A 9959-nucleotide genomic window follows, 5' to 3' on the forward strand; every position below is an offset into this window, starting at 1 on the left:
GCTCAATCTCCTGAACGATTTGTAATTTAAGAGACAGGCTGTAATCTCGCTGGGTTCGCTTTACATAATTTCTTTCTTCTGACATAATGAAGTTTTTTTGTATCGCTATTTCAGGACGAGACACCACCATTTTTTAAAATATGATAGCCTTCCTTAGGGGAGGCTTTTTTGTTTTTAATCAGCATCAAATCGTATGGCCTTCTGGTTGATATGTGCAGGAAAATAAGGTTTAATGATTATTATTCCGAGGCTGGCTTTATATGGCAGAACGCTACTGATACTTATTATTCCACAGTTAGATGGAGTTAAGAAGATTGAGTTATTTAAAAGGTACTTCTGATCCTAAGCTTAAGCGGAAAGACTTTCGTACAATTTAATATCATGCAATTGGCAAGCTTGAAGTTTTTTGGTAACCCGGATAACTTCTTTGTATGCTGATATGGCCTTTTGAAAGTTCACAATACCAGTAAACGGTTAATTTTTAAAAAGGCATTTCTATAGTTCATAGTCCTAAAATGCTTCACAGTTGCAATCATTGGCTCTCTATTGCTATTGTGGTTTTACACAAAGCCTGGACATTTTTAAAAATCTATGCCGTCATGTAGTTAAATTAAATTCAGTTCAGGTTAAGGATAGAAAATAAACGAAAAAAGCCTCCCTAAAGGAGGCTTTTGCTGTATAATGAGGATTAGAATTTATATCCTACACCCAACTGGAATACCGAGTTTTTAGCATCTACATCATCATAGATCTCTGTAAGTCCCATGTTGTACCTGCCTGTAGCAAACAATCCCATTTCTGTCTGGAAGGTAAGTCCTGCCGCAACACCAAATTCAAATGTGTTTGCATTGTCAAGCGGGAAATCGCCATTGTTTGAGTTAGGGTTCAAATCGAACTCTTCGTTTACAAGGAAGCTGAACTGCGGACCTACTTCAAGGCTTAACCCTTTTATTACATATACTTTTGCAAGTACAGGAACATTGATGTAGTCAAGCTGGAACTCTGCTTTATCGCCATCAGATCCTGCAAAATTAGTTTGGAATCCCTGTCCGGAATACAATGCCTCTACCTGGATAGAGAAAATGTCTGCCAACGGGAATTCACCAAATACACCTACGTGAAAGCTTGTCCTTGAATCCGGAGAATCAACATCGCTGCCTGACAGAGAGGCAAAGTTTACACCACCCTTAACACCAAAGCTTGGCGACATAGAGTCCTTGTTGCTCGCGTCTTCCTGTGCATTAGATACTGTTACGGCACCAAAAAGAAGTGCGCTCATCGAAAATACTTTAAATAGTTTCATCATTTGTACGTTTTAGTTTTGTTTGTCAAAATTATATGATTAAAATTGGGGTTATTCTCAAAGTATTCTTAATTCACATAACTTTAACCCCTATGGCCAACTGGGCAAAATTCTTAAGCGACTACAAATCCTACCTCAAAATAGAGCGGGGCCTGTCGGCGAATTCCATTGCCAGTTATGCTTTTGATATCCAAAGGCTGGTAACCTATCTAGATGAAAATGACATTGATATTTCCCCGGTAACTATTGGAGATGAGAGCCTCCAGCAGTTTATTTACCATGTTTCCGGAGAGCTTAATCCACGCACGAGGGCGCGCATTATTTCAGGGTTAAAGAGTTTTTTTAACTACCTTATTTTTGAGGATTACAGGAAAACCAACCCGATGGAATTAATTGAAGTTCCGAAAACGGGGCGCAAACTTCCGGACACGCTGTCTTTAAACGAAATCGATACGATGATAGGGGCTATCGACCTATCGTTGCCGGATGGCCGCGGGGAAAGAGACAGGGCTATGCTCGAAACATTGTACAGTTGTGGGCTTCGCGTCTCGGAACTCGTTACCCTAAAGATATCCGACCTGTTTTTTGAGGAAGGCTTTATAAAAATAACGGGAAAAGGCAGTAAGCAGCGTTTTGTGCCTGTTGGTAAGTCGACGAAGAAATATATCGGGCTGTATGTAGGCGCTATGCGCAACAAGCTGGATATAAAAAAAGGGCATGAGGATACATTGTTCCTTAATGTTCATGGCAGGGGGCTTACCCGTGCCATGATATTTACTATTATAAAAAGGCTGGCGGTTGCCATTGGGCTTAATAAGACGATAAGCCCCCACACATTCCGGCATTCTTTTGCTACGCATCTGCTGGAAAACGGGGCCGATCTGCGTTCGATACAGCTTATGCTCGGGCATGAGTCGATAACTACTACCGAAATTTATATGCATCTTGACCGAAAGTTTCTAAATAAAGTTCTAAACACCTATCACCCAAGGAAATAATTTATTGTTAAATGGTTAAAAGTTCGGGAAAAAATTTTTAAATTTAAAACTAAACGTATTTTTGTGGCAAAGAGGTTAAGTATGAAGTTTTTTGATATGCCTGACATTCATGACGGTGAGCGTCTTGATGCTTTTTATAAAAAGCTTCTGGACCAGGTACCCGACTTAATTTTCAAAATGATATGGACAGGGAAAGACCATTACTCAATAGTGTTTACCAGCGAAACCGTGAATGAGTTGTATGAACTTACTGTAGATGAATTTACATACAACACCGAGAAGTTTTTTACTGACCGTATACTTGAGGAGGATATAAGAGGCTTTGTGAGGTCTCTTGAGGCTTCAAAAAAGACCCTTACCAACTGGGATTATGAGTTCAGGGTACAGCTGCCAAAAAAGGGGCTGCGTTGGATGCGGGTTACTGCGAAGCCGGAACTGGATGATGAAAAAACCGTAAGCTTTTACGGCAGGGTAAACGATATAACCGACCAAAAGGAGCAGGAGACCAACTTAATGCTTTCTGAGCAGCGTTTTAAATACGCCCTTAAAGCGGCATCAGAAGGTATATGGGACTGGGACATGACAACTAACATGGTCTACTTTTCGCCGCAATCGATGAAGATACTTGGCAAAGAAGAAAAGGAGGCTATTTACCCCAGTACATTCTGGCTTTCGAGGATACACCCGGATGATATGGAGTCGTATCAAAAAGTAAAGATTGACCATTTAAAAAATAAGTCAATAACGTATGAAAGCATTTACAGGATTATGACCGACCAGGGGAAATATCGTTGGGTGATCAGTCGGGGCAGGGCGATGCATTTTGACGACAGGACTAAGCCGGTAAGGGCGATAGGTACATTAAAAGATATTACGCAGCTCAAGGAAAAGGAAATGGAGCTTGGCAATACAATAGATATTATTGGCAGCCAAAACAACAGGCTCAGTAATTTTGCCCATATCGTATCGCACAACCTCAGGTCGCATGCGGGTAACCTAAAGATGCTGCTGGATATTTTTAAAGGGTCAAGCAATGAAGAAAGAGAAGAATTGCTGCAGCACCTTGAAGGCATTTCAGACGGGCTTTCAATCACGATCAGCCACCTGAAGGAACTGGTTGAGATACAGAGCGAAATTAAGATCGTTCGTGAAAACCTTAATCTGAGGCATTACCTCAAAAATATTTTGACGATTTTACACAATGAAATCACCAAGCACGGAGTTACTATAGAAATTAATATACCGCTGGATGTAACAGTAAATTACAATCCTGCCTATCTTGAGAGTATATTGCTTAACTTTACAACTAATGCAATAAAATATTCGAGTCCCGAGAGAAAGCCAATGGTATCCTATGATTTTGAGATTATAGAGGGCCGGAAAGTGCTTACCGTATCGGATAACGGATTAGGTATCGATTTAAAGAAACATAAAAATTCGCTCTTTGGGATGTATAAAACATTTCATAAGAACCGCAACTCAAGAGGTATAGGGTTGTTTATTACAAAAAACCAGGTTGAGGCAATGGGAGGGAAAATTGAAGTAGTTAGCGAGGTGAATAAAGGTACTGCATTTAAAATTTATTTTGATGAAGAAGATTAACAGCCTGTATGTTATCGATGATGATAAGATATACCATTTTTTATTAAAAAACCTGCTTAAGCAAAATGGCATTAATGCAAAAAGCACCTTTTTTTCCAATGGGCAGGATGCTATTGATTTTATAAAACAAAACAACCATATCGAGCAGCTTCCCGACCTGATCCTGCTGGATGTAAACATGCCGATCATGAACGGCTGGCAATTCCTTGAGGAATTTATAAAGCTGGGCCCGGACCTTTCAAAGATGCCGGTTATATATATGATAAGCTCATCCAATAATGAAGTTGATATTGAGCGGGCAAAAGATTTCAACGGTACGGTACGGGACTATTTCCTAAAACCTATCTGCAAAGAAGATATCGATAAGATATTCGTAATATAACTACACTTTTAAACAGCTAAAAATACAAAAACCTCTTATAAAAAGAGGTGTGTAATTTGTATATTCTGTAGCTATTTAAGCTCTGTTTTCCTGACGCTTTTTGTTGAAATAATAAAAAGCAAAAGAGATGCCTACTATGGCAAGCCATATCAGCTTTGTATTAATTGGAGCCGGTGGATCACCTCCGCCTTCAAGATCGTCATCCTCTCCTGTTCCGCCTGGTTGTGCAAATACTACAAAGTCACTTGCCAATAAAAATACAAGGAAATACCATTTTAATAGACTGCTTTTCATAATTTGGGGGTTTAAACTGTGTGGCAAATTTATAAGTTATTTTTAAATAAAAAAAATAATGCCTTATTTTTTTTAACGTATTATTAACGAGACGATTTCGTTACATTTTGTTAACCTGATTTTTTTGATTTATTTAATATCTAACTACTTTGAATGGCTGGTAAATCTTGAGAATTCACGCTATTTCCGATGTTTATTTTATAAGTTATGCCGCTGGGATTGACTATAATTTTAGCGCGGACAGGTAGGGTTTTTCAATACTAGGCTGTTTACTTTCAAAGCAAGATTATAACAAGATTATAAAAGATGACGAAAGTGAAGTATATCGGAGTGCTGATAGCCCTGTTTTCCATCATGGTAGTTTCATGCCAGGATGACTCCGTGAGCGAAGATAACTCGCAAACGCTTGACAGTGCTTCATCACTTACCGATTTATTAATTTCAATAGTCAACGATACGGCGACGGATGACTGCATTTCGATAAGCTATCCGGTTACGGTCTTTGGTTACAACAGCAGTTTCCAGATGGAAGATACCTATGTGATTAATAATGATGCGGAATTAAGCGCATTGCTCCAGGCACTTGGTACGAACGAATATTATTCTATCAGTTACCCGGTAACCATAATTGTAAACGGGCAAACGGTTGCACTTAGTAATAACCAGCAGCTTGGGCTTGCTATAAATGCGGCGCTGACGGCCTGCGATGAAAATAACTGTAACAATCCCGGAGTCCTGACTGACGACCTGATGCTCTATATAACGTTTGCGAATGGCGTTGTTCACGATCTTAAAGGCAACTTCGTTTCTGCGCCAATGGATATCCAGCCGGGAACCGACAGGGACGGAAATGCAAACTGTGCGATGGCTTTCAATGGCGAGGAGTATCTTCAGGTACAATCCGGCGCGGGCAATGCTCTGGTTACAGGAGACCAGTTTAGTATAAGCTTATGGTTTAAAATGCAGAATACCGTGGCAGGCGACTTCGAACTCCTGTTTAAAAAGGGCGATGTTTCAGGGCAGGGCTTTTATCTTACGGTATATGATATGAATACCCCAATGTTTGGTATGCCTTCGGCAGAAGTATGGGACAGTAGCTGGAACCAAAATCCTTCTTTATGGGAAGATACTGAGAACTGGCACCATCTTGTTGCAACACTTGATGCCAATAATACATTGAAGCTATACCGCGATGGCGTTTTGCGTGATACCGAAACAGCCGCTAACGGCAACATAGGCGCTGATGCCCTTGATTATTATATTGGCAATGCATTTAAAGGCCTGATGGATGACCTCAGGGTGTATAAAAAGGTACTTACCCAACAGGAAGTACAAACGCTGTACGAACTGGAAGGTGATTGCAGCACATGTTTAGAATAGTTGTGTTTTTTTAAATATTCAAGTTTTTTTCCGAAACCGGCTATTCCCAGGCCGGTTTTATTATTTTTTATTTTTAAAAAATATTTTATAAAAATTTAATTTTCAGCCAGTTTCAATTTATTTGTAACATTAATGGAGTTGCATGTGTTAAAATTAGCTTTTTAAGTAGGGTAAAACTTCTTAAAATTGTTTTATAATAAATCGGATTTAGTAGTTCCGGTTTCTCAGATTACATTTACAGTTTATGTTTTAAAAGCTCCTGCGTAAGGAGCTTTTTTTATTTCGCTTTGCTACACTTCGGAATTAATAATGTAATGCTGTTTCCCGATTCTTTACTTTTAACGTATAACTGTATTAGGTTTAGATATCAAAAGCCGGATTCGTCGGGCTTTTTTATCGGCATAACCCTGCAAGTTCAAAATCAAATTCTTAAATTTGCACCTCTATAAAGAAATCCTGAATTTTTATGTTCGATAATTTAAGCGAAAAATTAGATAAAGCCTTCCATATCCTTAAAGGCCACGGAAAGATAACCGAAGTAAACGTTGCCGATACACTTAAGGAAGTACGCCGCGCACTTCTTGATGCCGACGTTAACTTTAAGATAGCCAAAGATTTTACTACAAAGGTGAAAGAAAAGGCTATTGGCGAGAACGTACTTACCACACTCCAGCCGGGCCAGCTTATGGTGAAGCTCGTTAAAGATGAGCTTACCGAACTTATGGGCGGCGATGCTACAGGCATTAACCTTTCCGGCAACCCGACGGTTATATTGATGTCGGGACTTCAGGGTTCGGGTAAAACGACGTTCTCAGGAAAGCTTGCCAACTACCTTAAGACAAAAAAGAACAAGAAGCCGCTATTGGTAGCGTGTGATATATACCGCCCGGCAGCGATCAACCAGCTGCACGTGGTGGGTGGCCAGATAGGCGTAGAAGTATACAGCGAGGAAGGCAACCGCAATCCTGTTGAGATTGCGCAGAATGCAATCAAACATGCTAAAGCAAATGGCTTTAATGTGGTTATCGTCGATACTGCCGGTCGTTTGGCGGTAGATGAGGAGATGATGAACGAGATCGCCAACGTCCATAAAGCGATACAGCCGCAGGAAACTCTGTTCGTGGTAGATGCTATGACAGGACAGGATGCCGTGAATACCGCTAAGGCTTTCAACGACAGGCTGAACTTCGATGGTGTTATCCTTACTAAATTAGATGGTGATACCCGTGGTGGTGCGGCTATCTCCATTAAATCGGTAGTAGATAAGCCTATTAAATTTATAGGTACCGGCGAGAAGATGGAAGCGATCGATGTTTTCTACCCGAACCGTATGTCGGAGCGTATCCTTGGTATGGGGGACGTTGTGTCGTTGGTAGAAAGGGCGCAGGAGCAGTATGACGAAGAAGAAGCACGCAAATTACAGAAGAAGATTGCCAAGAACGAATTCGGTTTTGACGATTTCCTTACGCAGATACAGCAGGTGAAGAAAATGGGTAACATGAAAGACCTTGTAGGTATGATACCCGGTGCAGGCAAAGCCCTTAAGGATGTGGAGATCGAAGACGATGCCTTTAAGCACATCGAGGCTATCATCCATTCGATGACGCCGCAGGAGCGCAGCAAACCGGCCCTCCTTGATGCCAAGCGTAAAAACAGGATATCAAAAGGTTCCGGCACCTCGATACAGCAGGTAAACCAGTTGCTGAAGCAGTTCGACCAAATGAGCAAAATGATGAAAATGATGCAGGGCGGAGGCGGAAAGAACCTCATGAGGATGATGGGCGGCATGAAAGGCATGAAACCATAAACTACAAAGGCGCGTTATCGCGTCTTTTTTTATTTCCAAAACACAACTCTATTCTAAACATAAACAACACACAATGCAACTATTAGACGGTAAAAAAACCTCGGACGATATCAAGAATGAGATCGCCGAAGTGGTAAGTAAAATGAAGGCCAAAGGCGAAAAGGTGCCGCACCTGGCGGCCGTGATCGTGGGTAACGATGGCGCGAGCCTTACCTATGTGGGCAGCAAGGTAAAAGCCTGCGAGCGAGTAGGATTCGAATCGACACTGATAAAGCTGCCAAGCACAATATCCGAAATTGAGCTTCTTAAAAAGATCGAAGAGCTGAACCAGGATGATAACATTGATGGCTTTATCGTACAGCTCCCGTTACCGAAACAGATCGACGACCAAAAGGTGATCATGGCTATCGACCCTAGTAAGGACGTGGACGGTTTCCATCCGGAGAATTTTGGTAAGATGGCGCTGGATATGAGTACCTTCATACCGGCAACACCGTTTGGGATACTCGAACTATTGGAGCGCTACAACGTACAGACAGAGGGCAAGCATACGGTAGTTATTGGCCGCAGCCACATCGTGGGCAGGCCTATGAGTATCCTGATGGGCCGTAAAGGTTTCCCCGGTAATAGTACCGTGACCCTGACGCACAGCCATACCAAGAACATCTCTCAGATAACCACACAGGCAGATATCATCATCACGGCGCTTGGCGTACCCAACTACCTCAAGGCAGAAATGATAAAAGATGATGCAGTAGTGATCGACGTAGGTATTACACGCGTACCTGATGAGACCACCGAAAAAGGTTATCGTATAACCGGTGATGTAGATTTTGAGAATGTAAGCAAGAAAGCATCTTTCATAACCCCTGTACCGGGTGGCGTTGGCCCCATGACGATTGCAATGCTATTGAAAAATACGTTGTTAGCAAGGGAGCAGCGGAGGTTGAGGAAGTAGATCCATCATTATTATAAATAGCATTAAACCCCAAAGTTTTCAAAACCTTTGGGGTTTCTGTTGAACTTTATTTTAAACAAAACATTCAATGAAAAAATTTCTATTCATTATTCTGATCGGCATTTCATCCTACGCCCAACAAACCTACCCAACCCTCGGCAAAATAATCTCCTATGACCCTTCATTCTCCAAACTCGTTTCGGCGGATGCCAAAATAGAAGTGATTGCTACAGGGCTAAAATGGGCAGAAGGGCCGGTATGGGTAAAAGACGGTGGTTACTTGTTATTCTCCGATGCACCTCAGAATACCATTTTCCGATGGGACGAAAAGAACGGGCTGCAGCTTTTCCTGAAGCCTTCCGGTTATACGGGTCTCGGTCAATACAGCGATGAGCCGGGTTCCAATGGCCTGTTGGTAAATACTGATGGTGAACTTGTATCCTGCGAGCATGGCGACCGCCGCATTTCAAGGATGAAGCTTTCGGGTGGGGGCAAGGTCACCATTGCTGATAACTGGAAGGGTAAACGATTCAATTCACCAAATGACATCTGCCGCCACAGCAGCGGTACCTATTATTTCACCGACCCGATATACGGACTTCCCGGAAGGGAAAACGATACGGCCAACAGGCAGATCAATACAGAAGGTGTTTACAGCGTGGATGCCAAAGGAAATGTAGTGCAGTTCCAAAGTAACCTGAAGCGCCCTAACGGTGTCGCCTTATCACCCGATGAAACGATCCTATATGTCAGCCATACCGATGGCGCTAACCCCTATATCATGGCTTATGATATAAATAAGAATGGGGTAGTGGGTGCCGGGAAGATATTCTTCGATTTCAGGGAGCATAAAGAGGTAAGCAACGGTGCCGCTGATGGTATTAAGACAGATGCTGCCGGAAATATCTATGCCGCTGCCGCAAATGGTATCGTGGTTATTTCGCCGAAAGGCAAACTGCTTGGCAAAATTGAAACCGGCGTACCTACTGCCAACTGCAATTTCGGTGCCGATGGTTACCTTTATATTACGGCCCATCACTACCTGTGCAGGGTGAAGCTGAAATAAGTGTTTGATCTACCGTTGAAATTAATATACCTACAAGGTCTCAAAGACATAAGTGTTCGGAAGACTTTAAACCATATTAGATAGTGGTATTTTGCTTGGATCTCCATCGCAGATTACCACTATTTCTTTTATTATTTCCATATTTAATTCTTCCACGAACTCGTACTTG

At 41.8% G+C, this 9959-nt stretch carries 9 protein-coding genes; 7 read left to right on the forward strand and 2 right to left on the reverse strand.

Features of this window, described 5'->3' with window-relative positions:
* Nucleotides 1-688: 688 nt before the first annotated feature.
* Nucleotides 689-1306 (reverse strand): porin family protein, encoded by a 618-nt coding sequence (locus AAEO56_RS19155; RefSeq protein ID WP_341698695.1) that lies wholly within the window; start codon nucleotides 1304-1306, stop codon nucleotides 689-691.
* Nucleotides 1307-1395: 89 nt separating this feature from the next.
* On the opposite strand from AAEO56_RS19155, the gene AAEO56_RS19160 reads away from it, so the two are divergent.
* From AAEO56_RS19160 to AAEO56_RS19170, 3 genes are all read left to right on the forward strand, one after another.
* The gene (locus AAEO56_RS19160; protein WP_341698696.1) at nucleotides 1396-2301 is read left to right on the forward strand and encodes a site-specific tyrosine recombinase; all 906 of its coding nucleotides are present in this window, start codon (nucleotides 1396-1398) and stop codon (nucleotides 2299-2301) included.
* A gap of 81 nt (nucleotides 2302-2382) precedes the next feature.
* Nucleotides 2383-3903, forward strand: coding sequence for a PAS domain-containing sensor histidine kinase (locus AAEO56_RS19165; RefSeq protein WP_341698697.1), 1521 nt, complete (start codon nucleotides 2383-2385; stop codon nucleotides 3901-3903).
* Entirely contained in the window at nucleotides 3890-4285 is a 396-nt protein-coding gene (locus AAEO56_RS19170) for a response regulator (protein ID WP_341698698.1), read from the forward strand. Before AAEO56_RS19165 ends, AAEO56_RS19170 begins: the two co-directional genes overlap by 14 nt.
* Nucleotides 4286-4360: 75 nt before the next feature.
* Here the strand turns inward: AAEO56_RS19170 and AAEO56_RS19175 are convergent, their stop codons facing one another.
* Nucleotides 4361-4579 carry a hypothetical protein gene (locus tag AAEO56_RS19175; RefSeq protein WP_341698699.1) on the reverse strand — a complete coding sequence of 73 codons (219 nt, stop codon included), beginning with the start codon at nucleotides 4577-4579 and terminating at the stop codon, nucleotides 4361-4363.
* A 306-nt stretch (nucleotides 4580-4885) separates the two neighbouring features.
* Between AAEO56_RS19175 and AAEO56_RS19180 the strand changes: the two genes are divergently transcribed.
* The 4 genes from AAEO56_RS19180 to AAEO56_RS19195 all read left to right on the forward strand — a co-directional run bounded on the left by AAEO56_RS19180 (nucleotide 4886) and on the right by AAEO56_RS19195 (nucleotide 9790).
* A complete protein-coding gene (locus tag AAEO56_RS19180) occupies nucleotides 4886-5959 on the forward strand; it encodes a LamG domain-containing protein (RefSeq protein ID WP_341698700.1) in 1074 nt (357 codons plus the stop codon).
* Between the two features lie 466 nt (nucleotides 5960-6425).
* Entirely contained in the window at nucleotides 6426-7766 is a 1341-nt protein-coding gene (ffh, locus tag AAEO56_RS19185) for a signal recognition particle protein (RefSeq protein ID WP_341698701.1), read from the forward strand.
* A 73-nt stretch (nucleotides 7767-7839) separates the two neighbouring features.
* Nucleotides 7840-8724 (forward strand): bifunctional 5,10-methylenetetrahydrofolate dehydrogenase/5,10-methenyltetrahydrofolate cyclohydrolase, encoded by an 885-nt coding sequence (locus tag AAEO56_RS19190; protein ID WP_341698702.1) that lies wholly within the window; start codon nucleotides 7840-7842, stop codon nucleotides 8722-8724.
* A gap of 88 nt (nucleotides 8725-8812) precedes the next feature.
* Nucleotides 8813-9790, forward strand: a complete 978-nt coding sequence (locus AAEO56_RS19195; RefSeq protein ID WP_341698703.1) for an SMP-30/gluconolactonase/LRE family protein — start codon at nucleotides 8813-8815, stop codon at nucleotides 9788-9790.
* Nucleotides 9791-9959: the final 169 nt, after the last annotated feature.

Origin of the sequence: Flavobacterium arundinis (assembly GCF_038289855.1) — a bacterium.
GTDB lineage: Bacteria > Bacteroidota > Bacteroidia > Flavobacteriales > Flavobacteriaceae > Flavobacterium > Flavobacterium arundinis.

Coding starts and splice junctions, on each gene's coding strand:
- AAEO56_RS19155 (WP_341698695.1), bottom strand. CDS start 1,306: ATGATGAAACTATTTAAAGTATTTTCGATGAGCGCACTTCTTTTTGGT.
- AAEO56_RS19160 (WP_341698696.1), top strand. CDS start 1,396: ATGGCCAACTGGGCAAAATTCTTAAGCGACTACAAATCCTACCTCAAA.
- AAEO56_RS19165 (WP_341698697.1), top strand. CDS start 2,383: ATGAAGTTTTTTGATATGCCTGACATTCATGACGGTGAGCGTCTTGAT.
- AAEO56_RS19170 (WP_341698698.1), top strand. CDS start 3,890: ATGAAGAAGATTAACAGCCTGTATGTTATCGATGATGATAAGATATAC.
- AAEO56_RS19175 (WP_341698699.1), bottom strand. CDS start 4,579: ATGAAAAGCAGTCTATTAAAATGGTATTTCCTTGTATTTTTATTGGCA.
- AAEO56_RS19180 (WP_341698700.1), top strand. CDS start 4,886: ATGACGAAAGTGAAGTATATCGGAGTGCTGATAGCCCTGTTTTCCATC.
- ffh (WP_341698701.1), top strand. CDS start 6,426: ATGTTCGATAATTTAAGCGAAAAATTAGATAAAGCCTTCCATATCCTT.
- AAEO56_RS19190 (WP_341698702.1), top strand. CDS start 7,840: ATGCAACTATTAGACGGTAAAAAAACCTCGGACGATATCAAGAATGAG.
- AAEO56_RS19195 (WP_341698703.1), top strand. CDS start 8,813: ATGAAAAAATTTCTATTCATTATTCTGATCGGCATTTCATCCTACGCC.